Annotated in this window: 21 protein-coding genes; 4 read left to right on the top strand and 17 right to left on the bottom strand. The window is 67.1% G+C overall.

All coding sequences use genetic code 11. The annotated features are described in order from the left end of the window. Positions 1 to 16: 16 nt before the first annotated feature. Positions 17 to 811, bottom strand: coding sequence for a sulfite exporter TauE/SafE family protein (locus tag QRN53_RS19325; protein WP_285245421.1), 795 nt, complete (start codon positions 809 to 811; stop codon positions 17 to 19). Continuing rightward, the gene (locus tag QRN53_RS19330; RefSeq protein WP_285245422.1) at positions 808 to 2,619 is read right to left on the bottom strand and encodes a proline--tRNA ligase; all 1,812 of its coding nucleotides are present in this window, start codon (positions 2,617 to 2,619) and stop codon (positions 808 to 810) included. Before QRN53_RS19330 ends, QRN53_RS19325 begins: the two co-directional genes overlap by 4 nt. A 470-nt stretch (positions 2,620 to 3,089) precedes the next feature. Here QRN53_RS19330 and QRN53_RS19335 point away from each other — a divergent pair, with 470 nt between their 5' ends. From QRN53_RS19335 to QRN53_RS19345, 3 genes are read left to right on the top strand one after another with little or no spacing between them, the layout of a single operon-like run. After that, the gene (locus QRN53_RS19335) at positions 3,090 to 3,905 is read left to right on the top strand and encodes an ABC transporter ATP-binding protein (protein ID WP_285245423.1); all 816 of its coding nucleotides are present in this window, start codon (positions 3,090 to 3,092) and stop codon (positions 3,903 to 3,905) included. A gap of 11 nt (positions 3,906 to 3,916) precedes the next feature. Next, a complete protein-coding gene (locus QRN53_RS19340) occupies positions 3,917 to 4,660 on the top strand; it encodes an ABC transporter permease (RefSeq protein WP_502934864.1) in 744 nt (247 codons plus the stop codon). After that, positions 4,657 to 5,292, top strand: a complete 636-nt coding sequence (locus QRN53_RS19345; protein ID WP_285245425.1) for a TetR/AcrR family transcriptional regulator — start codon at positions 4,657 to 4,659, stop codon at positions 5,290 to 5,292. The genes QRN53_RS19340 and QRN53_RS19345 overlap by 4 nt, the downstream gene beginning before the upstream one ends. On the opposite strand, the gene QRN53_RS19350 is transcribed toward QRN53_RS19345, so the two are convergent. The 8 genes from QRN53_RS19350 to dxr form a co-directional block, all read right to left on the bottom strand. Beyond that, complete coding sequence (locus QRN53_RS19350) at positions 5,285 to 6,043, bottom strand: hypothetical protein (RefSeq protein WP_285245426.1); 759 nt, start codon at positions 6,041 to 6,043, stop codon at positions 5,285 to 5,287. The two genes, QRN53_RS19345 and QRN53_RS19350, sit on opposite strands and share 8 nt — an antisense overlap. A 39-nt stretch (positions 6,044 to 6,082) precedes the next feature. Next, positions 6,083 to 6,973: a GNAT family N-acetyltransferase gene (locus QRN53_RS19355; protein ID WP_285245471.1), complete on the bottom strand. Its 891-nt coding sequence runs from the start codon at positions 6,971 to 6,973 to the stop codon at positions 6,083 to 6,085. Then, positions 6,936 to 8,102, bottom strand: coding sequence for a flavodoxin-dependent (E)-4-hydroxy-3-methylbut-2-enyl-diphosphate synthase (gene ispG, locus QRN53_RS19360; RefSeq protein WP_141161002.1), 1,167 nt, complete (start codon positions 8,100 to 8,102; stop codon positions 6,936 to 6,938). The genes QRN53_RS19355 and ispG overlap by 38 nt, the downstream gene beginning before the upstream one ends. 34 nt (positions 8,103 to 8,136) lie before the next feature. Further along, positions 8,137 to 8,430 (bottom strand): YciI family protein, encoded by a 294-nt coding sequence (locus QRN53_RS19365; RefSeq protein ID WP_285245427.1) that lies wholly within the window; start codon positions 8,428 to 8,430, stop codon positions 8,137 to 8,139. 62 nt (positions 8,431 to 8,492) lie between these two features. Further along, a complete protein-coding gene (locus tag QRN53_RS19370; protein WP_285245428.1) occupies positions 8,493 to 8,975 on the bottom strand; it encodes a hypothetical protein in 483 nt (160 codons plus the stop codon). Next, positions 8,972 to 9,709 carry a MarR family transcriptional regulator gene (locus QRN53_RS19375; RefSeq protein WP_285245429.1) on the bottom strand — a complete coding sequence of 246 codons (738 nt, stop codon included), beginning with the start codon at positions 9,707 to 9,709 and terminating at the stop codon, positions 8,972 to 8,974. Before QRN53_RS19375 ends, QRN53_RS19370 begins: the two co-directional genes overlap by 4 nt. Before the next feature lie 97 nt (positions 9,710 to 9,806). Further along, positions 9,807 to 11,135, bottom strand: a complete 1,329-nt coding sequence (locus QRN53_RS19380) for a M50 family metallopeptidase (protein WP_285245430.1) — start codon at positions 11,133 to 11,135, stop codon at positions 9,807 to 9,809. 17 nt (positions 11,136 to 11,152) lie between these two features. Continuing rightward, on the bottom strand, positions 11,153 to 12,337 hold the full coding sequence (gene dxr / locus QRN53_RS19385) for a 1-deoxy-D-xylulose-5-phosphate reductoisomerase (protein WP_285245431.1): 1,185 nt from the start codon (positions 12,335 to 12,337) through the stop codon (positions 11,153 to 11,155). Between the two features lie 73 nt (positions 12,338 to 12,410). Here dxr and QRN53_RS19390 point away from each other — a divergent pair, with 73 nt between their 5' ends. Continuing rightward, a complete protein-coding gene (locus tag QRN53_RS19390; protein ID WP_285245432.1) occupies positions 12,411 to 13,877 on the top strand; it encodes a lipase maturation factor family protein in 1,467 nt (488 codons plus the stop codon). Here QRN53_RS19390 and QRN53_RS19395 read toward each other — a convergent pair. From QRN53_RS19395 to QRN53_RS19425, 7 genes are read right to left on the bottom strand one after another with little or no spacing between them, the layout of a single operon-like run. Then, the gene (locus QRN53_RS19395; protein ID WP_285245433.1) at positions 13,874 to 14,713 is read right to left on the bottom strand and encodes an HpcH/HpaI aldolase/citrate lyase family protein; all 840 of its coding nucleotides are present in this window, start codon (positions 14,711 to 14,713) and stop codon (positions 13,874 to 13,876) included. The genes QRN53_RS19390 and QRN53_RS19395 overlap by 4 nt on opposite strands. Continuing rightward, a complete protein-coding gene (locus tag QRN53_RS19400) occupies positions 14,710 to 15,276 on the bottom strand; it encodes a MaoC family dehydratase (protein ID WP_285245434.1) in 567 nt (188 codons plus the stop codon). The genes QRN53_RS19395 and QRN53_RS19400 overlap by 4 nt, the downstream gene beginning before the upstream one ends. Beyond that, positions 15,273 to 16,052 (bottom strand): CoA transferase subunit B, encoded by a 780-nt coding sequence (locus QRN53_RS19405; protein WP_502934862.1) that lies wholly within the window; start codon positions 16,050 to 16,052, stop codon positions 15,273 to 15,275. Before QRN53_RS19405 ends, QRN53_RS19400 begins: the two co-directional genes overlap by 4 nt. Beyond that, entirely contained in the window at positions 16,049 to 16,813 is a 765-nt protein-coding gene (locus QRN53_RS19410; RefSeq protein ID WP_285245436.1) for a CoA transferase subunit A, read from the bottom strand. Before QRN53_RS19410 ends, QRN53_RS19405 begins: the two co-directional genes overlap by 4 nt. A gap of 48 nt (positions 16,814 to 16,861) precedes the next feature. Then, positions 16,862 to 18,025: an acyl-CoA dehydrogenase family protein gene (locus QRN53_RS19415; protein WP_285245437.1), complete on the bottom strand. Its 1,164-nt coding sequence runs from the start codon at positions 18,023 to 18,025 to the stop codon at positions 16,862 to 16,864. 2 nt (positions 18,026 to 18,027) lie between these two features. Continuing rightward, a complete protein-coding gene (locus tag QRN53_RS19420) occupies positions 18,028 to 20,277 on the bottom strand; it encodes an acetyl/propionyl/methylcrotonyl-CoA carboxylase subunit alpha (protein WP_285245438.1) in 2,250 nt (749 codons plus the stop codon). 7 nt (positions 20,278 to 20,284) lie between these two features. Then, the gene (locus QRN53_RS19425) at positions 20,285 to 21,892 is read right to left on the bottom strand and encodes a carboxyl transferase domain-containing protein (RefSeq protein ID WP_285245439.1); all 1,608 of its coding nucleotides are present in this window, start codon (positions 21,890 to 21,892) and stop codon (positions 20,285 to 20,287) included. Positions 21,893 to 22,005 lie beyond the last annotated feature (113 nt).

Raw genomic sequence — 22,005 nt, forward strand, 5'->3', positions numbered from 1 at the left:
GCCGGCCGGGGAGGGATCAGGCGAAGTTATCCAGCCAGACGTCGTAGCCGAGCTTGATGATCAGCGCGGCAACCACCACCAGGAAGACCACCCGGACGAACTTGCTGCCTTGGCTAACGGCGGTACGCGCGCCAAGGTAGCCGCCGGCCATGTTGGCCGCCCCGAGCAGCAGGCCGATGCCCCACAGGATGGACCCGTGCGGCAGGAAAAACAGCAGGGCACCCGCGTTGGTGGCCATGTTCACAATCTTGGCCTTGGCACTGGCTTCGAGGAACGCGTAGCCCATGGCGGACACCAAGGCGATCACCAGGAATGACCCTGTGCCGGGGCCGATGAGTCCGTCGTAGAAGCCGATCACGGCACCGATGAGGCAGGCGACGACGTAGTGCTTGTGGCCGTCGTGCCGCAGCGCCGTGAGGTCTCCCACGTTGGGTTTCAGCGCGGTAAAGAGCGCGACGGCGATCAGCGCCACCACGATGATCGGCTTGAACACCCCGGCGGGCAGGGAAGCGGCCAGGCTGGCGCCGCCGAAACTGCCGCCCAGGGCGATGACGGCCATGGGAACAGCAGTCCGAAGGTCCGGTCCCACCCGCCGGTAGTACGTAGCGGCACTGGTGGCGGTTCCGAAGATGGAGCCCATCTTGTTGGTGGCCAGGGCCTGGACCGGCGCAATCCCGGGAACCAGGAGCAGCGCCGGAAGCTGGATGAGGCCTCCGCCGCCCACCACCGCATCAACCCAGCCGGCTGCGAAACCGGCCACCACGATCAGGATGATGGTGGTGAGCTGGATCGATTCGAAGCCGGAGATCACTTGTTGCGGACGGCGTTGACCACGTAGTCGACTGCCTTGTCCACTGCAACGTTCTCGGCTTCGCCACTGCGGCGGTCCTTGATCTCCACCACGCCGTCCACGAGCCCGCGGCCCACGGCCAGGATGGTGGGGACGCCCAGCAGCTCGGCGTCACCGAACTTGACGCCGGGCGAGACCTTGGGTCGGTCATCGTAAATGACGGACAAGCCGGCCTCTTCGAGTTCCGCCGAGAGTTTTTCGGCTGCCTGGAAGATCTCATCCCCCCGGCCAACGGCCACGACGTGGACGTCCGCCGGGGCCACCGTACGGGGCCAGACCAGGCCGCGGTCATCGTGGTTGGCTTCGGCCAGCGCGGCCACGGCACGGGTCACGCCGACGCCGTAGGAGCCCATGGTGACCACTACCTGCTTGCCGTTCTGGTCCAGCACCTTGAGGTCCAGGGCTTCGGCGTACTTGCGGCCGAGCTGGAAGATGTGGCCCATCTCAATGCCGCGGGCGGTCTCCAAGGGGCCGGAGCCGTCGGGTGAAGGGTCGCCGGCACGGACTTCCGTGCATTCAATGACGCCATCCCAGGTGAAGTCGCGTCCCGCCACCAGGCCGAAGACGTGCTTGCCTGCCTGGTTGGCGCCGGTGATCCATGCCGTTCCGCTGACCACCCTCGGGTCCACCAGGTAGAGCAGCTTGGTGGCGCTGTCCGAACCAAGAAGCGGCTGGTCCAAGGAAAGGCCGGGGCCCAGGTAGCCCTTGACGATCAGCGGCTGCTTCTTGAGGTCCTCCTCGCCGGCCTGCTCCAGTCCGATTTCGCCCGCGATCGGCAGGAAGGCGCCGATGTTGGCCTCCACGCGCTTGAGGTCCACCGCGCGGTCACCGGGAACGCCGATGACCACCAGCTGCCGCTCACCGGTGGGCAGCGTGACGGCGAGGACCACGTTCTTGAGCGTATCCGCGGCAGTCCAGGCCCCGCCGTCGGCCTCTGCCCGCGGGGCAATTTGGTTCGACGCAGCCACCAGGGTCTCGATGGTGGGCGTATCCGGGGTGTCCAGGACGTCCGCGGCCGGGGCATTGCTGAAGTCGATCTCGGCTGGAACCACGGTGGTGACGGCCTCAACGTTCGCTGCGTAACCCCCGGCGGAGCGAACGAAGGTGTCCTCGCCGATCTCGGTGGGGAACAGGAATTCCTCGCTCCTGGACCCGCCCATGGCGCCGGCGGTGGCTGCCACCGGGACCACCTCCAGGCCCAGGCGTTCGAAGATCTTCAGGTAGGCGCCCCGGTGGGCCGCGTAGCTGGCATCCAGGCCGGCGTCGTCGACGTCGAACGAGTAGGAGTCCTTCATGATGAACTCGCGGCCGCGCAGGAGCCCTGCACGCGGGCGGGCCTCATCGCGGTACTTGTTCTGGATCTGGTACAGGCTCAGCGGCAGGTCCTTGTAGGACGAATAGAGGTCCTTGACCAGGAGCGTGAACATTTCCTCGTGCGTGGGAGCCAGCAGGTAGTCGGCGCCTTTGCGGTCCTGGAGCCGGAACAGGCCCTCTCCGTATTCGGTCCACCGGTTCGTGGCCTCGTAGGGCTCGCGCGGGAGCAGGGCCGGGAAGTGCACTTCCTGCGCGCCGATGGCAGCCATTTCCTGGCGGATGATCTCCTCGACCTTGCGCAGGACACTCAGCCCCAGCGGAAGCCACGTGTAGATTCCGGGGGCGGCGCGGCGGATGTAGCCGGCGCGGACCAACAGTTTGTGGCTGGCAACCTCGGCGTCGACGGGGTCTTCGCGCAGCGTGCGCAGGAAAAGCTGGGAGAGTCGTAGGACCACGGGTGGTATCCGTTTCTGGGGAGGTGCTGGGTCAGCAGGGCCGGACAATTCGTCTGGGTACTAATCTACCGGCACACACCCTGCGGCACGGACGGGGCAGGCACCGCGGCCGGGCCGGGCAGGGCGCCGCGCCGGAAACAGTTGGGCCACGCCCGGAAACAGTAGGGCCACGCCCGGAAAATACAAAGCCCCTGGCCCCCCAGTGAGGCTGGTCATCGCATCCGGGCGTGGCCCAACGCCGTTATCGCCTAAGTACTGGTGAGGACTGGTGAGACCGCCCACCCCACTTCCAGCGCAGCTAGATTGAACCTATGTGATGGTGCCCACGTTTGACAAGTGTTTTCAGGCTGCACGATTTCCTTGTCACTTTCCTTGTCACTGCAGCTGCCCGGGCCTACATTTAATTCACCAGGTGATGAATTCCTCGGGCTGATCCGCCCGGCCAGGCCTGATGCACCGACGGAGGCGGCATGTCCCACCTTGCAGCACCCTTGGGAACGGCCCGCGGGCAGGACGCCGCGGCCGTGGCAGCGTCGGCACTGAGGGTGAACCTGGGCCGGCGTCCCGTCCTCCTGGGCGTCGACTTCAGTATCCCCGCCGGAGGCATCACCGGCCTCCTGGGACCCTCCGGAAGCGGCAAGACCACCCTGATGCGCACCATCGTGGGTGCGCAGCGCATTGCCGGCGGCACCGTCGAAGTCCTGGGCCTTCCTGCCGGCACCGCCGCGCTGCGGAGGCAGGTTGGCTACGTCACCCAGTCCCCCAGCGTCTACCCGGACCTGACCGTCGAAGCGAATGTCCGCTATTTCGGCGCCATGCACCGGAAGGGCAAGACCGACGTGGCCGAGGCGATTGCCGCCGTCGGCCTCGAACCACTGGCACGCCGCAAGACCGCCGACCTCTCCGGCGGCCAGGTCAACCGCGTCTCACTGGCGTGCGCCCTGGTGGCGCACCCCCGCCTGTTGGTGCTGGACGAGCCCACCGTCGGCTTGGACCCCGTGCTCCGGGCCGACCTGTGGGAACGGTTCCGGGCCATGGCACGGGCCGGCACCACCCTCCTGGTCTCCAGCCACGTGATGGAGGAGGCCAGCCGCTGCGACACGCTTCTGTTGTTGCGCGAAGGCCGGCTCCTGGCGCAGCTCACACCCGCCGAGCTCAGCAGGAGGGGGCACAGCAGCAACCTGGAACAAGCCTTCCTGGCTATGATTCAGGCCGCCGACCACGCCGGGACGGCTGTTGAGCCCGAAACCGCGGAATCAGCCCGCCGGGACGGGAGGTTGCACTGATGGACTTCCTGATGATGCTTGCCACCACCCGCCGGGTGCTCAGCCAGCTCCGCCACGACCACCGCAGCATCGCCCTGATCCTGGTGGTGCCGGCCATGCTGCTTACGGCGGTGTACTTCCTTTATGAGAATGAGTCGCTGCCGCCAGGCGTTCCCCGGACGTTCGACCGGGTTGGACTGATGATGCTGGCCATCTTTCCGTTCGTGGTGATGTTCCTGGTCACGTCCATCACCATGCTGCGGGAGCGCACGTCCGGGACACTGGAGCGGCTGCTCACCACGCCCGTGCACAAAGCCGACCTGCTGTTCGGCTACGGTGTGGCCTTCTCCCTGATGGCCGCACTCCAGTCGCTGGTGGCCACAGCGGTGGCCTACTGGATTTTTGGCCTGGACATCGTCGGCGCCCCCGCCTACGTGGTACTGATCGCGGTGATCAACGCCGTCCTGGGCGTGGCGCTGGGTTTGTTCTGTTCGGCTTTTGCCAGGACCGAGTTCCAGGCCGTCCAGTTCATGCCGGTGGTGGTGGTGCCGCAAATCCTGCTCTGCGGCCTGTTCGTGGCCCGCGACCGGATGAATGACCTGCTGGAAGCCATCTCCAACGTGCTCCCCCTGACGTACTCCGTGGACGCCCTCCAGGAAGTCGCAGCGCATGCGGAAGCCACCAGCCGGCTGTGGCAGGACGTGGCGGCCATGGCCGGCATCTCACTGGGCATCCTGGTGCTTGCCGCCCTGACACTCCGCCGGCGGACGGCGTGAGCCTGCCCGGACCGGGGAATCCTGCCACCCACGCGGCAGCATCCGCCGGCCGCCGCGGACGCCGCGGGGGTGCCACCGCGTCCAGGGACCACATCCTCAACGCCGCCCGTAAGCTTTTCGCCGAGCACGGCTTCGACGGGACCAGCCTGCGCCAGGTGGCCCGCGCAGCAGGCGTGGATCCGGCCATGATCCACCACTTCTTCAACGGCAAGGACGAACTGTTTGCCCTCAGCGTTGAACTGCCCGCCGACCCGGAAGAAGTCCTGGCAGGCATGGCCGAAACTTCCCCGGACCAGCGGGCGGAATTGATGGTCCGCACGGTCCTCCGGCTCTGGGAAAGCCCCGCCCAGGCCGGCCTCCTGGCCTTCCTCCGCGGAACCATCGGATCCACCGCCAAGACGGCACTGCTGCGGGAGGCAGTGGCACGCCGGGTGATCACCAGGATCACCGCCTCGGTTCCCGGGCCGCCGCAGGAGGTGGCGCTGCGCGGAACCCTCGTGGCAACCCAAATCGTGGGCCTGATGATGGTCCGCTACGTAGTGCGCCTGGAACCGCTCGCGTCAGCGCCCGCGGAGGACGTGGTGCGCCTGGTGGCGCCGGCCGTGCAACGCTACCTGACCGGCCCTATTTGACCAGGGCGGCGGCAGAATCGAGGAGCGCACCCGCCCGCTGGACGGCGTCGGCCTCGCTCGCGCCCCCGGAGGCGACAGACGAAAGCACCACGCCCTGCTGCACCACCTGTGCCGTGACCGTGGACTGCGTGCGGCCGTCCGGCAACTTGCTGTCCGTACGGTACGCGACGGCGCCGGGAACCGAACTGACTCCCGACAGGGCCTTCACGGTGACCGCGATCTCCATTCCGGAGGCAGTCATGGTCATGGACGAACACTTCGCCAACTGCTCGGACGAGTCCGTGACCTTTGAAATGAAGCTCTGGTCGAGGCCCGCTATCAGCGATAGTGCCGTGACCGCCCCGGTGCCGGTATCGGTACTCATGCCGACCGCCATGGTGGCGCCGTCCACGGACGGAACGGTGCTGGCGGCAGCGAGTTCCTTGCACTCGGCAGGCTTGACGTCGATGGAGGCGAGCATGGTCTTGGTTTGTTCCAGTGTCGTGGCGATGTCGCCGGTCGGCAGGACGTTCAGCCTCCGGTCGGCACCGTCCCTGACCTGTCCCACGATGGCCGCCAGCTGCTCGGACGTATAGGCCTTGGCCGTGGGTGTGGACGTTGCCGAGGGGCTCGGGGCTGACGCGGTCTGCGACGCTGCAGGCGCTGCCGTCGAGGAATCTGCTGCCTGCGGGGCTGCCGGACCCCCGCAGCCGGATACCGCCACGGCCAGGAGGGCAGAAGCCCCGAATGTTCCCAGCACGGTCTTCTTCATTTTTCCCCCAAATTTTCAGTTCTCCTGCGGCGGACGCCGCTAGAAAAGAACTGTAGCGAACGTCCCCACCTGCCGGAAGCCAACACGTTCGTAGGTGGACCGGGCCTTGGTGTTAAAGCCGTTGACGTACAGGCTGGTCACGGGCGCGATCTGCTGCGCCTTTTCCACCACTGCGGACATGTAGCTTGAGCTCAGGCCTTGTCCGCGATACCGGGGATTCATCCACACACCCTGGACCTGTGTGACGTCGGCGGTCACAGCCCCCAGTTCGGCCTTGAAAACCACTTCCTGCGCCTCATTGAGGTGGACCAGGGAATGGCCCTGCCGGATGAGGCCTTCCACGCGGCGGCTGTAGAACTCCCTGCCGCCCAGATAGGGCGAGTAACCCACCTCTTCCTCGAACATGGCGGCGCAGGCGGGAAGGATGCGGTCGAAGTCGGCGAGGTTGCCCTTGGCCAACCCGGGGTGGGGCTGGACACGGGGCGGCTCCTCGATGACCATCAGCGGCTGGTCCGCCCGGACTTCATGGGCGCGGTGGCCCAGTTGGGCGAGTTCGGCATTGAGGGCCAGGACGGCTTCAGCAGGGCCGAAAGCGGACGCATACCGGCGGCCGGAGCTGTTCGCTGCCTCGGCCACCAGGGGCGTCAATGCGGGGTCCAGCTGGACCGGCACCAGGTTGGCACCGGCCCAACAGGCGCCGGCAAGGACTCCGTTGTCGAAGACGCCAATCACGCCGGCGCCCCCGGCGGTGGGTGCCGCGGTGCCGGTGGCGCGCAAATGCGCCAGGATGAATACGTTGGTGACGGGATCCTGCTGCGCCAGCATGCCCAGCGCCGCAGTGTCCTGGCCGTCCAGCGTACGGACGGAAATACCCGCAGGGTCTGGAACGTCCCTACGAGACGCTAACCACGGGGCTACCCTTGACAGCATCTTCGCCATCGGCCTCCCCCATCTCTTCCGCGATACGCATGGCCTCTTCGATCAGTGTCTCAACAATTGCGCTCTCAGGCACAGTCTTGATGACCTCGCCCTTCACAAAGATCTGGCCCTTGCCGTTTCCGGAGGCAACGCCAAGGTCGGCTTCGCGAGCCTCGCCCGGACCGTTCACGACGCAACCCATGACGGCGACGCGCAGCGGGATCTCCATCCCTTCCAGCCCGGCGGTGACCTGTTCGGCCAAGGTGTACACATCCACCTGGGCCCGTCCGCAGGAGGGGCAGGAGACGATTTCCAGCTTGCGGGGGCGAAGGTTCAGCGACTGGAGGATCTGGTTTCCTACCTTGATCTCCTCCACCGGCGGGGCGGACAGGGAGACGCGGATGGTGTCACCGATGCCCCTGGACAGAAGCGCTCCGAACGCGGTGGCGGACTTGATGGTGCCCTGGAACGCCGGGCCGGCCTCGGTGACGCCGAGGTGCAGTGGCCAGTCGCCCTTTTCGGCGAGCATTTCGTAAGCGGCCACCATGACAACGGGGTCGTTGTGCTTGACCGAAATCTTAAAGTCGTGGAAGCCGTGCTCCTCGAAGAGGGACGCCTCCCAGACGGCGGACTCGACCAGCGCCTCGGGGGTGGCCTTGCCGTACTTTTTGAGGATGCCCGGTTCCAGGGAGCCGGCGTTGACGCCGATCCGGATCGAGGTGCCGTGGTCCTTCGCGGCGGCCGCGATTTCCTTGACCTGGTCGTCAAACTTCCGGATGTTGCCGGGGTTCACGCGCACAGCCGCGCATCCGGCCTCAATGGCGGCGAAGACGTACTTGGGCTGGAAGTGGATGTCCGCGATCACCGGGATCTGGGACTTGCGGGCGATGATGGGCAGCGCCTCGGCATCGTCCGCGGACGGGCACGCCACGCGGACGATGTCGCATCCGGACGCCGTCAGCTCAGCGATTTGCTGGAGGGTGGCGTTGATGTCCGTCGTGGGCGTGGTGGTCATCGACTGCACGCTGATGGGGAAATCAGATCCCACGCCTACCGAGCCGACTTTGATCTGGCGCGTCTTGCGGCGGGGCGCAAGGACGGGCGGCGGTGCTGACGGCATTCCCAGGCTGACCGAGGTCACGTGGACTCCTTGAGTTGAAAGGGTAGGGATGCGGCTACGCGGCGAGCCCGGCGAGCATGCCGGTGACCGGTGACCATTCAGTGATGCGGGTTCCGGCGATGACGCCGGCCGCGGCGAACGGGTCCTGCTTGAGGATCGAGTTCAGGGCTGCTTCGTCCGCGGCCGTGAAGATCAGGAGGGCACCGGCGCCGTCGCCGTAGGGGCCGCTGGCCACGATGACGCCGTCCTGGGCCAGTCCGCCTGTCCATTCGCGGTGCGCGGGCCGGACCTCGTTGCGGGTTTCGGTGGATTCGGCGGCGTAAACGTACTCAACGGCAAAAACTGTCATACGGCTACCCTATCTCTCTGCCCGCCTTCGCACCCATCCGGGCTGTCCGGACAATGCACGGCTTACTGCAGGAAGAGGACCTTGAAGGCAGCGGCGGTTCCGGCGGCCCAGAGCATGGAGGTGAGGGTTCCGATGATGAAGCGCTCTGCCGCCACAGGGGTTTCTTTGAGTTCGGCGAACCTGCCGAGGCCCTTGATGGCAACGATGTAGGCGATCGCCACCGGCTGGCCGGCCAGGATGGCAAGGCACACACCGAGCCGTTCCAGCACGCCGATAATTGCACCACCGCGCAGGATGCGCTGGGCGGGTGCGGACGCTGCACCGTCAGCACCCTCCGACGCCGGCGGCCCGGGTTGAGCCGTCAGCTCACCGTCCACGGTGACGTCGGCAGAGGGGTCTTGGGCAGCGGCGCCGGCTTCGCTTGCCGCGGTGGCGGCATCGGCTTTGTCGTCAATGGTCCTGGCGAGTTTGAACACCAAGGCCGTGACCGGCCACCCCACAAAGCCTGCCACCACCAAGGCCACGGCCACCCAGACTGCGGTCACTTGTCTCCTCCATCGCCGGCTCCGGCACCTTCCCCGTCCGGGACCAGCTGCACCCGGGCGAGATCAAGCAGCAAGGATGCTGCAGGCCGTGCCGCCCATTCTTCCTGCCAGCCGGAGCGAAGGACGGTACGGCTCACGGACTGCTCCGTAATTCCGAGTTCCTTAGCCACCTGCTTCTGGCTGCCATGCCGGGCCGGACCAGGCCGGCTTGCCCCGTGCGGCGCGGCATCCAGGTGCCGCAGGGCGTCAACCACGCGCCACTGGGCTTCCGTCCGCTCCTGGACCAGACGGCCCAGCAGCCTGAGCACGGCTTCCGCCTTGGCGCATGTCCGCTCCCCTTCCCCGGCCTGGGCACTCCCGCCTGCCTCCCCTGCCATAATGCCGGCCACCACTGACAAGGGCACCTGGGAAGCAGCGGCCTTCGCCCTCTCAACCGCCTTGCGGGCGGCCACAAACGCGGTTCCGGTCCCTTCCCGCGGGCTGGCAGCTCCCGGCAGCGCCACGGTTCCGACGCCGATGCCGACGTACCAGTACCCCTCGCGCAGCGCGTACAGGGCAATGTCCACCACGGCATCAGCGTCCCGCACCACCCCCTGGACTTCGTCGCCAACCGACCGCTCGAAGACCGGCCCGCCGGGTCCCGCAGGGTGGAGGCGCACGATCTGCTCAATGAACCCCGGGACCCGGTCAAGGTCACCGGTGCTGCCGCGCTGGTCGATGGTCATCACGAACATAGCTCAACCATAGCTAGCTGATTCACAATAATCAATCAAATCTGACTGATTTATTTAAATCAGCCTAAATCGGCTGATTGTTAGAAGAGGCTGGTTGCTAGAAGAGATTGACGGGTTTGACGATGTCGGCGTAGATCAACAGGGCACTCATGCCCATCAACAAAGCGGCCACGACGTACGTCACGGGCAGCAGTTTGGCGATGTCGAACGCTCCCGGGTCCGGGCGTCCGCGCAGCCTGGCTACGGTGCGGCGCGCCCCTTCGTACAGGGCTCCGGCCACGTGGCCGCCGTCGAGAGGCAGCAGTGGGATGAGGTTGAACACCGCCAACGCGAAGTTCAGGCCCGCCAGCAGGCCCACAAGGGTGGCAAGCCGGGACTGCAGCGGCACCGCTTCCATGGCGGCGACTTCGCCGGCCACCCGGCCCACGCCCACCACGCTGATGGGGCCGTTCGGGTCCCTCGGTTCTTCGCTGAAGGCGGCCTTGGCCACGCCCACCACACGGGCGGGCAGGTTGAACACAACGCCGGCCACCTGCCGGATGTTTTCTCCCGCCATGGGCAGGACGGTCGACGCCGGCTGGGGCACCAACGCCGTTTGCGCGCCGATGCCCAGGAACCCGACGTCCTGGTACTGGAGGGTGCCGGCAGCGTCGGTGGCCTGCCGCCCGTCGGCTCCCATCACCGGCCTGGACGAGAGTACCGGCGTGACCGTGGTGGACACCGGGCTGCCGTCCCGCTGCACAGTGATGGCTACTTCCTTGCCGGCAGAGGCGCGGATCCATTCCGTCAGCTGGTCCCAGCTGGTGACCGACTTGCCGTCGAAGGAGGTGATGGTGTCATTGGGTTTCAGTCCCGCGGCTGCGGCCGGTGTCAGCTGGCAGGCGGCAGAGTCGGGATCGACGGTTTGCCCGGCAGCCACCTGGCATTTGGAGACGTCGGAGATGGTGGTGGTGGCGGTGGCAACGCCAAATCCCATCATCAGCACGGCTGTGAGCAGTACCCCCAGGATGATGTTCATGGCCGGCCCGCCCAGCATCACCACCACTTTCTTCCATACCGGGAGCCGGTAGAAGACGCGGTTGTGGTCGTCGGGCCCTACCTCTTCGTGGGCCATGGACCGGGCTTCCGTGGCCAGCGTCTGGAACATGCCGGTGCTGGAGGGCCGCACCGAGCCGTCCTCCTTGTTAGGCGGATACATGCCGATCATTGACACGTAGCCGCCCAGCGGAACTGCTTTCACGCCGTACTCGGTTTCACCCTTGCGGCGTGACCAGAGCGTGGGCCCGAAGCCGATCATGTACTTGGTGACACGCACTTTGAAGAGCTTGGCCGGTACCAAGTGGCCCACCTCGTGGAGGGCGATGGACACGGCAATGCCGACGGCCACGAAGACGACGCCGAGGATGAAAAGTAGGACAGGGGTCATGGAGGTGCTGCTGCTTCCTAGAGACTGCTGACTGCTAAACGTTCGTGGGCCCGGGCGCGTGCCCAGCTTTCAGCATCCAGCACCGACTCCACTGTCAGCCCGGAGGAACCTGAATGTTCACTGAGCACCCTGTCCACGGTATCGACGATGTCGGTGAACCGGATCCGGCCCGCGTGGAACGCCGCGACGGCTTCTTCGTTGGCTGCGTTGAATACGGCGGGGAAGGTGCTGCCCTGCTTGGCGGCGTCCTTGGCAAGGTCCACGGCCGGGAAGGCTGCCGCATCCAAAGGTTCGAAGGTCCAGGTGGCGGCCTGGGTCCAGTCGCAGGCGGGCGCGGCCTTGGGCACCCGGGCCGGCCAGCCAAGGCCCAGGGCAATGGGAAGCCGCATGTCCGGCGGGGAGGCCTGGGCGATGGTGGAGCCGTCAACGAACTGGACCATGGAGTGGACGATGGACTGCGGGTGCACCACAACGTCGATCCGGTCCAGCGGGACGTCGAAGAGCAGGTGGGCCTCGATGACTTCCAGGCCCTTGTTAACCAGCGTGGCCGAATTAGTGGTGACCATGACCCCCATATCCCAGGTGGGGTGCGCCAGCGCCTCGCGGGGCGTGACGGAGTGCAGCTGCTCCCGGCTCTTTCCGCGGAACGGCCCCCCGGAGGCGGTCAGGATGAGCCGGTCCACCTCGGCGGCCGTACCTGATCGGAGGCACTGGGCGATCGCCGAGTGTTCCGAGTCCACCGGCACGATCTGGCCGTCCCTGGCTGCTGCCTTGACCAGGCTGCCGCCTACGATCAGCGATTCCTTGTTTGCCAGGGCCAGGGTGGCCCCGGAGCGGAGTGCCGCAAGCGTCGGCGCCAGGCCAATGGACCCGGTAATGCCGTTCAGCACCACGTCCGCGTCCACTGCGGCGATCCGTGCCGAGGCGTCGGGTCCGGCCACGATTTCCGGGCGGTACCCGGGGCGGCCCGCGGCGGAGGCTGCTTCCCGGATGAGCGATTCGAGCCGACCGGGATCCCCGGCGGCGATGCCCACCGCGGCGGCGCCCGTGTGGACCGCCTGGCGTGCCAGCAGTTCAAGGTTGCCGCCACCGGCGCTGAGCGCCACCACCTCGAACAGATGGGGGGCGCCGTCGACGACGTCGATCGCCTGGGTGCCGATGGAACCGGTGGATCCGAGGAGGACGATTCTGCGTGGCTGCATCCGTTAAGTATCCCGCACGCGGCCGGGCCTGCTGTGCCTTGACCGTCCGGCGGCCGGGCGTAACGTGGAATCCGTGGACTGGCTCACCTGGTTCGATGCGCCGGAGTATGAATTTGCCCGGCAGGTGCTGCAACGGGGCGTCGCAGCGTTGTATTTCGTTGCGTTCCTGTCCACACTGAACCAGTTTCCGGCGTTGCTCGGCGAGCGCGGCCTCCTTCCGGTGCCGGATTTCCTTGCCGCGTTTTCCCGGTTGTCCCGGCCCACCCTGTTCCGTTGGCGGTACTCGGACCGGCTGCTGCGCGGTGTCTGCGCCGTGGGCCTGGCGGTCTCGGCACTGCTCGTGGCCGGGCTTCCCCAGGCCGGACCGCCCTGGGTTCCGTTGCTGGCATTCCTTGCCCTGTGGTTTTTGTACATGTCCATCGTGAACGTGGGGCAGACCTTCTACGGGTTCGGCTGGGAGATGCTGCTGCTGGAGGCGGGTTTCACCGTGGCCTTCCTGGGATCGGACCAGACGGAACCGCCGCGCACCATCCTCATCCTGGTGGTGTGGCTGGTGTTTCGGCTGGAATTCGGGGCCGGGATGATCAAGATCCGCGGCGGCCGGGAGTGGCGGGACCTGACGGCCCTGTACTACCACCATGAGACCCAGCCCATGCCGGGGCCGCTGAGCCGGCAGGCGCACTTGTTGCCCAAGCCGCTGCACAGGATCGAAGTGGTGGGCAACCACATCGCCCAGCTGGTGGTGCCGTTCCTGCTGTTCGCGCCACAGCCGGTGGCGGGAGCGGCGGCGGCCGTCGTGGTCGCCACCCAGCTGTGGCTGGTGGCGAGCGGCAACTTTGCGTGGCTGAACTGGATGGCGATCGTCCTGGCGTTTGCCGCGGTCAGCGACCCCGTAGCCCACGCCGTGGTCCCGGCCGTCCCGTCGGACTGGCACTCCGGCACCGCACCGTCCACTCCCCCGTGGTGGCTGGCCATAACGCTGGCGGCGTCACTCCTGCTGCTGGTCCTGAGTTACTGGCCGCTGCGGAACCTCTTCTCCCGCCGGCAGCTGATGAACGCCAGTTTCAACCGGTGGCAGCTGGTCAATGCCTATGGCGCATTCGGCACGGTGACCAAGCAGCGCATCGAGATCGTGGTGGAAGGGACCCTGGACGGCAACCCCGGGGACGACTCGGACTGGCGCGAGTACGGTTTCAAGGGCAAACCCGGCGATGTCCGGCGCATTCCGCGGCAATGGGCTCCGTACCACCTGCGGCTGGACTGGCTGATGTGGTTCCTGCCGCTGCGGAGCGTGCACGAGGAATGGTTCTACGCCTTCCTGGGCAAGCTGCTCGCCGCGGACCGGCAGGTGCTGCGGCTGCTCCGGCGTGACCCGTTCGACGGCGCCGCGCCGCGCCTGGTGCGCGTGCGCAGCTTCCATTACCGTTTCGCCAGCCGGCTAGAGTTCCGCCAGACAGGGAACCGTTGGGTGCGGACCTTGCTCTTCGAACCGATCCCGCCAACGTCCCTGCGCCGGCCGTCGGGGCGGAAAGGGAGCTAGGCGTCCCTTCCGGCGCGGCGCAGGATGCCTTCGGCGTGCTTGAGGATTGGCCCGTCGATCATCTTTCCGTGGTACTGGAAAACGCCGCTGCCGGCCGCCGTGGCGGCGTCCAGCAGCTCACGGGCCGCGGCCACCTCCTCCGGGGAGGGTGCGTAGGCTTGGCGGACGACGGCGGCCTGGCCGGGGTGGATGCACGCCTTGGATCCGAATCCGGAGGCCACGGCGTCGGCGGTTTCATCCGCCAGCCCGTCGAGGTCGGGGATGTTGGTGTAGACGGCGTCGACGGCTTCCTTGCCGAAGGCCCTGGCGGCCAGCAGCACCGCGGAGCGGGCGTGCAGCGCCACGGCCCGGTAGCCGCCGTCGTCCTTCCTGCTGGACGTGCCGCCCAGCGTGGCCAGGAGGTCCTCGGCGCCCCACATCAGCGCCACCACGTTGGGGGCCGCGGCGATGGCAGGGGCGTTCAGCACGCCCAGGGCCGTTTCGCACAGGGCAATGACCTGGTAGCCCTCCAGCGACTTGAGCTGTTCAGCCGATTCCGCCTTGGCGAGCATCACGGTGCGGTAGGGCGTATGCGCCAGGCAGTGCAGGTCCTTCGCGAAGTCTTCGGTGCCGACCGGGTTGACCCGGATGATGGTCCGGCTGGGGTCGAGTTCGGGGTCGTCGCCGGCTGCGCCCACCTGGGCAAGGATTGCACCGCGCGCCCGTTGCTTGTCCGGCGGCGCCACGGCGTCCTCAAGGTCCAGGATCACGGCATCTGCCCGCGCTGCTGCTTTCAGGTAACGCTCCGGGCGGTCGGCGGGGCAAAAGAGCAGGGAGGGGCCCATCGAAAATGTCATACGGGCATTCTCCCCTGTGCGCCGGGCTGGTCCTGGTGCGCGTCCCTGGTCCACATCAGGCAGCTCCTCGTGGCCCGTGCCACGACGGCTCCGTCCTGGTTGCGCCCGGTGTGCTCCATGGTCACGATGCCTTGGCCCGGACGGGAGGCCGAAAGCCGTTTGGCCGTGACCACTGTCTCGGTGTACAGCGTGTCCCCATGGTAGAGCGGGTGCGGGAAGGAGACGTCGGTCAGGCCAAGCTGGGCGATGATGGTGCCCTGGGTCAGCTGGGTAACGGACTGCCCCACCATGGTGGCGAGGGTGAACATGGAGTTCATCAGCCGCTGGCCAAACGGCTGGCCCGCGCTCCAGGCCGCGTCCAAGTGCAGTGCCTGCGTGTTCATGGTGAGGGTGGTGAAGAGGACGTTGTCCGTTTCCGTCACGGTGCGTCCGGGCCGGTGGGCATACAGCACACCCTCTTCCAACTCGTCGAAGTAGAGCCCGCGCTGCTCAATGACGCGCCGGCCTCCCACTCCTGCCGCTGAGCCTGCCGGAACCGTGTCCGCGGGGTTGTCGCCGGTCATACGGTGAGTTCCTGGTCTTCCTCGTACAACTCCGCGCCGGTGGCGGCCACAACATCCTCGACCGAAACGTCGGGTGCCAGCTCACGCAGGACCAGCCGGGACGGACCGCCGTCCCGGACGACGTCGATCACGGCAAGGTCGGTGATGATCCGGTCCACGCAACCTTTGCCGGTCAACGGGAGCGAGCACTCCCGGACGATCTTGGGATTGCCGTTGCGGTCCACATGCTCCATCATCACGATCACGCGCTTGGCGCCGAACACGAGGTCCATGGCGCCGCCCATTCCCTTGACCATCTTTCCCGGGACCATCCAGTTGGCGAGGTCTCCGTTGGCGGCGACCTCCATGGCGCCCAGGACCGCGAGGTCCACGTGGCCGCCGCGGATCATGCCAAAGGACGTCGCCGAGTCGAAGAACGCCGCACCCCTGTTGACCGTCACGGTCTCCTTGCCGGCGTTGATCAGGTCCGGATCCACCGCGTCCTCTGCCGGGTAGGGGCCAACGCCCAGAATCCCGTTCTCCGAGTGCAGCACCACTTCCACCCCGGCCGGGATGTAGTTGGGAATCAGTGTGGGCATCCCGATGCCCAGGTTGACGTACTGGCCGTTGCGGAGCTCCCGGGCCACCCGGGCGGCCAGTTCGTTCCGCGTCCAGCCTTTGCTGCCTGCAGCGTCGGCCGCTCCGCCAGACCCGGGCTGATGCTGCCCGGCACGCCGGTATTCCGGACGGACGGCTTCCGGGCGGGGCGCCTCAGCGCTGTTGGGATCCATGGTCATGCTCCTGCCTGGTTGAGTGCGACCGTACGCTTTTCGATCCGCTTCTCGCCGTTCTGCGCCAGCACCACCCGCTGCACGAAAATTCCGGGGGTATGGATGTGTTCGGGGTCCAGCTCGCCCGGTTCGACGAGTTCCTCCACCTCGGCGATGGTGATGCGTCCGGCCATGGCGCACAACGGGTTGAAATTCATGGCCGTGGCATGGAAGACCAGGTTGCCGTGCCGGTCGCCCTTCCAGGCGTGCACCAGCCCGAAGTCAGGCGCCAAGGACTCCTCCAGGACGTAGTCCACGCCCCCAAAGGAGCGCACTTCCTTGGGTGCGGAGGCGATGGCGATGCCGCCGTCGGCGTCGTACTTCTGCGGCAGGCCGCCGTCGGACACCTGCGTCCCAACCCCCGCCTTGGTGTAGAACGCGGGGATGCCGGCGCCGCCGGCGCGCAGCTTCTCGGCCAGGGTGCCCTGCGGGGTCAACACCACCTCGAGCTCGCCGGCAAGGTACTGGCGGGCGAACTCCTTGTTTTCCCCTACGTAGGAGCTGATGGTGCGGCGGATGCGGCCATCGCGGAGCAGGATGCCCAAGCCCCAGTCATCCACGCCGCAGTTATTGCTGACCGTTTCCAGGCCGGAGGTGCCGGCGCGGTGCAGGGCATCGATCAGGGCCACCGGGATTCCACAGAGCCCAAACCCGCCAACCGCCAGGGACGCCCCGTCCGGGATGTCTGCCACGGCGGCGTCGGCGCTGGCTACAACCTTGTCAATCATCAATGATCCTTTCAGGCCGGCTGCGGTCCGTGCTGCTGGCGCAGGCGCTTACAGTCCCAGTTCGCGGGCGATCAGCATCAGCTGGACCTCCGTGGTGCCCTCCCCCACTTCAAGGATCTTGGAGTCGCGGTAGTGGCGTGCCACGGTGAACTCGTTGATGAAGCCATAGCCGCCGAATACCTGGGTGGCATCCCGCGCGTTGTCCATGGCCGCCTCGCCTGCGACCATCTTAGCGATGGCCGCCTGCGTCTTGAACGGCTTCCCGGCGAGCATCCTGGCGGCTGCATCGTAGTAGGCCAGGCGGGCCGTGTGGGCCCGGGCCTCCATCCGGGCGATCTTGAAGGAGATGGCCTGGTACTTCCCGATTTCGCGGCCGAAAGCGCGGCGCTCGCGGGCGTATTTGACGGACTGGTCAACGCAGCCTTGCGCGGCACCGGTGGCCAGGGCGGCGATGGCAATCCGGCCCTCGTCCAGGATGGACAGGAAATTCGCGTAGCCGCGCCCCTCGGTTCCCAACAGGTTTTCTTCCGGGACCCGGACATCCTTCAGGGTCAGCGGGTGGGTGTCGGAGGCATTCCAGCCCACCTTGTTGTAGGCCTTTTCCGCCTTGAAGCCCGGGGTGCCGGTGGGCACCAGGATGGTGGAGATGTCCTTCTTGATGCTGCCGTCGGGGCGTTCCTGCTGCCCGGTGACGGCGGTGACGGTGACCAGGCGGGTGATGTCGGTTCCCGAGTTGGTGATGAATTCCTTGTTGCCGTTGATCACCCAATGGCCGTCCTCCCGCCGGGCGTGGGTCTTGGTACCGCCGGCGTCAGAGCCGGCCTCGGGTTCGGTGAGGCCGAAGCCTGCGAGCGCCTGGCCGGACGCCAGCATGGGCAGCCATTCCTGCTTCTGGGCGTCCGTGCCGAACCGGTAGACGGGCATGGCGCCCAGTGAAACGCCGGCCTCCAGGGTGATGGCCACCGACTGGTCCACGCGGCCGAGTTGTTCCAGTGCGAGCGCCAGGGCGAAGTAGTCCCCGCCCATGCCGCCGAATTCCTCCGGGAACGGCAGGCCGAACAGGCCCATGTCGGCCATCTGCTTCACCACTTCGTAAGGGAAGCTGTGTTCCTCATCGTGCTTGGCGGACACCGGGGCCACCACGTTGTCCGCGAAGTCGCGGACGGTGTCGCTGAGGTCCTGGTATTCCTCGCTGAGTTCGAATCCGGTCATGGTCAGGCTCCTTCGCCTTGGGTGGTGGCTGTGTCTGCGTCCGGGTCTGTGGACGGTGGTTCCGCGTCAGCGGGGTGGGGGTGCACGGTGGCCAGGACCTGGTCGGCCTTAACCAGGTCCCCGGTGCGGGCGCTGAGGTGCACGGTCCCGGCCAGCGGGGCAACGAGGTGGTGCTCCATCTTCATGGCCTCCACGGACAGCAGGACCTCTCCTGCCTGTACCGTGTCGCCGTCGCTGACCGGGACGGCCACTACGGTTCCTGGCATTGGTGAGCGCACCTCGGGGTCGGCTGAGCCTTCTTCGCGCTGGACGGCGGCCAGCACCCGGTCCAGCCGTGCCTCCCGGGTGAGGACCTCCAGCCGGCAGGACCAGCCATCACTCCCCAGGAAAATCCGGGAGGGCCCGGCGGGCACGGGGTTGTCCCATGCCGGAGCGGCGGCCCCTGGATAGTCGGGCGCCAGCCGGTAGGCGTGGCGTTGGCCGTCAAGGTCAAGTTCGATGCTTTGCCGGCTGGACCACTGGAGGGACGCCGGCATCGGGGGGCCGTCGTTGACCGCGACCACGGCGGTGCCTCCCCCGTTGGGGGTACCGGTGACCGCCACCGTTGCCACGCCGCCGTCGGGTGTTCCCAGGCTGACGCGGCGTGGTGCGGGTTTGCCCAGGCGCCAGCCGTTGCGGGCCCGCCACGGACCGTTCCCCGGAGCAGGAGAGTTTTGGTCCTCCAGGGAGAGCGCGTACAGGGCGGCGGCCACGAGTTCCGCATCCCCGGCGGTCCGGAATTCCATGCCGGGCAGCTTCCGTTCGATCAGGCCCGTGTCCAGGCGGCCGGCCTGGACGTCGGGGTCGCTGAGCAGGAGCCTCAGGTATTCCACGTTGGTGTCGATACCCAAGGCCGTGTAGCCGGCCAGGGCCCCGTCCAGGGCATTCAGGGCGGCCGTGCGGTCCTCACCCCAGGCGATCACCTTGGAAATCATGGGGTCGTAATGGGCCGAGAGCTCCAACCCTTCCACGAGGGAGGAATCGACTCGGACCCGAGCGCCGGCAGGGTCCGCTTCGACCGGGGCAGGAGCGCTGGGCCGCTGCTTCGGCCCAGGCAGTTCATCCAGCACCAGCACGGTCCCGGTGGAGGGGAGGAAGTTCTTCTCCGGCACCTCTGCGTAGACTCTCGCCTCCACAGCGTGGCCGGAAAGTCCGACGTCGGCCTGCCGGAGCGTCAGTTCCGCACCTGCTGCGATCCGCACCTGCCATTCCACCAGGTCGATGCCGGTGACCATTTCGGTGACCGGGTGCTCAACCTGCAAGCGGGTGTTCATCTCCATGAAGAAGAACTCGTCCGGCGCGTCATCTGACACCAGGAATTCCACGGTTCCTGCCCCCGTGTAGTTCACGCTGCGGGCAGCGTTGCAGGCGGCCTCGCCGATCCGGGCACGGACGTCGGCCCCGTTCGGGAGGCCCTCCAGCAGGGGCGACGGCGCTTCCTCGATGACTTTCTGGTGCCGGCGCTGGAGGGAGCACTCACGCTCTCCCAGGTGGACGACGTTGCCGTGGCTGTCCGCCAGCACCTGCACCTCGATGTGCCGTGGCGTGGTCACCAGGCGTTCCAGGAACAGGGTGTCGTCACCGAACGCTGCGGCGGCCACGCGCCGTGCCGTTGCCAGCGCCGCGGGCAGGGCCTCGGGCGTTTCCACGGCTTGCATCCCTTTGCCGCCACCGCCGGCGGAGGGCTTGATCAGGAGCGGAAAGCCGACCCCGCCGGCGGCCTCCACCAGTTCGCTGTCCGTCATGCCGGGCTTGGCGATGCCCGGTACCACGGGCACGCCGTAGCCGGCCACGTGGTTCTTGGCCCGGATTTTGTCGCCCATGACGTTCAGGGCCTCAACGCCGGGGCCGATGAAGGTGATGCCCGCTTTCTCCAAGGCACGGGCAAAGTCCACGTTCTCGCTGAGGAAGCCATACCCCGGATGGACGGCGCCGGCGCCGGATTGCCGGCAGGCGTCGATGATCGCATCGGCGCTCAGGTAGCTCTCGACGGCGGCTGCCGGGCCGATGCGTACGGCCGCGTCAGCTTCGCGGACGTGGCGGGCGCCGGCGTCGGCATCGCTGTATACGGCCACCGACCGGATGCCCAGGCGGCGCAGGGTCCGGATGACCCGGCAGGCGATTTCACCGCGATTTGCCACCAGGATCGTGCCGAACAGGCGTGGGTTGGACGTGCCGCCGGGGGCTGGATCTGTTCGGGTTTGCATGGTCATTGCTGGCTCACATCCGGAAGAGGCCGAAGGAGGTCTCCGGCAAGGGGGTGCGGGAGACGACGTCGAGCGCCAGTCCCAGGACGGTGCGGGTGTCCGCGGGGTCGATCACGGCGTCGTCCCAGAGCCTGGCCGTGGAGTAGTAGGGGCTGCCCTGGTCCTCGTACTGGCGGCGGATGGGCGCCTTGAAGGCTTCCTCGTCCCCGGCCGGCCAGTCCTCCCCCGCCGCTTCGAACTGGTCCCGCTTCACGGTGGCCAGGACGCTGGCGGCCTGGTTTCCGCCCATGACCGAGATCCGCGCGGCAGGCCACATCCAGAGGAACCGCGGCGAGTACGCGCGGCCGCACATCGAGTAGTTGCCGGCACCGAACGAGCCGCCGATCACCACGGTCAGCTTGGGCACCCGGGCGGTGGCCACGGCGGTCACCATCTTGGCGCCGTTCTTGGCAATGCCGCCCTGTTCGGCGTCCTTGCCCACCATGAAGCCGGAGATGTTCTGCAGGAACAGCAGCGGGATGCCGCGCTGGTCGCAGAGTTCGATGAAGTGGGCGCCCTTGAGCGATGACTCGCTGAACAGCACGCCGTTGTTGGCCACGATCCCCACGGGGTGCCCCTCGATCCAGGCGAATCCCGTGACGAGGGTGGTGCCATATTCCCTCTTGAATTCATGGAACCTGCTCCCGTCCACCAGCCGGGCGATCACCTCGTGGACGTCGTACTGGGCATTGACGTCCGTGGGAACGGCGCCGTAAAGCCCCCCCGGGTCCGCGGCCGGTTCGACGACGGGTTCCACCTGCCAGGCGGGGGCTGCGGGAGGCGGCAGCGTGGCAACGATGTCCCGAATAATCTGCAGGGCATGCTCATCGTTCTCGGCCAGATGGTCCGTTACCCCGGAAATCCGGGCGTGCACGTCTCCGCCGCCAAGTTCCTCCGCGGTCACGATCTCTCCGATGGCGGCCTTCACCAAAGGGGGGCCGCCCAGGAAAATGGTGCCCTGGTTCCGGACGATCACCGTCTCGTCGCTCATGGCGGGGACATAGGCGCCGCCGGCGGTGCAGGACCCCATGACCGCAGCGATCTGCGGAACCTTGGCTGCGGACAGCCGTGCCTGGTTGTAGAAGATCCGGCCGAAGTGGTCCTTGTCCGGGAAGACCTCATCCTGTTTGGGGAGGAACGCCCCGCCGGAATCCACCAGGTAGATACAGGGCAGCCGGTTTTCGAGCGCTATCTCCTGGGCACGCAGGTGCTTCTTCACGGTCATGGGATAGTAGGTGCCGCCCTTGACGGTGGCGTCGTTGGAGATGACCAACACCTGCCGCCCGTGCACCAGGCCAATCCCGGCGATGACGCCGGCGCCGGGAGCATCGTCGTTGTACATGCCGTTGGCGGCCAACGGCGCGATCTCCAGGAACGGGCTGCCGTCATCCAGCAACTGGTCGATCCGGTCCCGCGGTAGGAGCTTCCCCCGGGCCACGTGCCGGTCCCGCGATTTCTGTGGTCCGCCCAGCGCCGCGTCCGCGAGCCTTTTCCGGAGGTCTTCGGCGAGCGCCAGCTGCGCTTCCCGGTTGGCGCGGAAGGACTCGCTCGAGGGGTCGAGCCGGCTGGCCAGGGTCTCCATTGACGATCCGTTCCTGTCTGGACCGGGCCGGCTCGACGCCAACTCGGTTAGTGACTAATAACTGAAATTCAGGTTAGTCTCGATTAACTGTGATGTCCAACACATGGCGGTCT

The sequence above is a fragment of the Pseudarthrobacter sp. fls2-241-R2A-127 genome (genome assembly GCF_030209355.1).
Classification (GTDB): domain Bacteria; phylum Actinomycetota; class Actinomycetes; order Actinomycetales; family Micrococcaceae; genus Arthrobacter.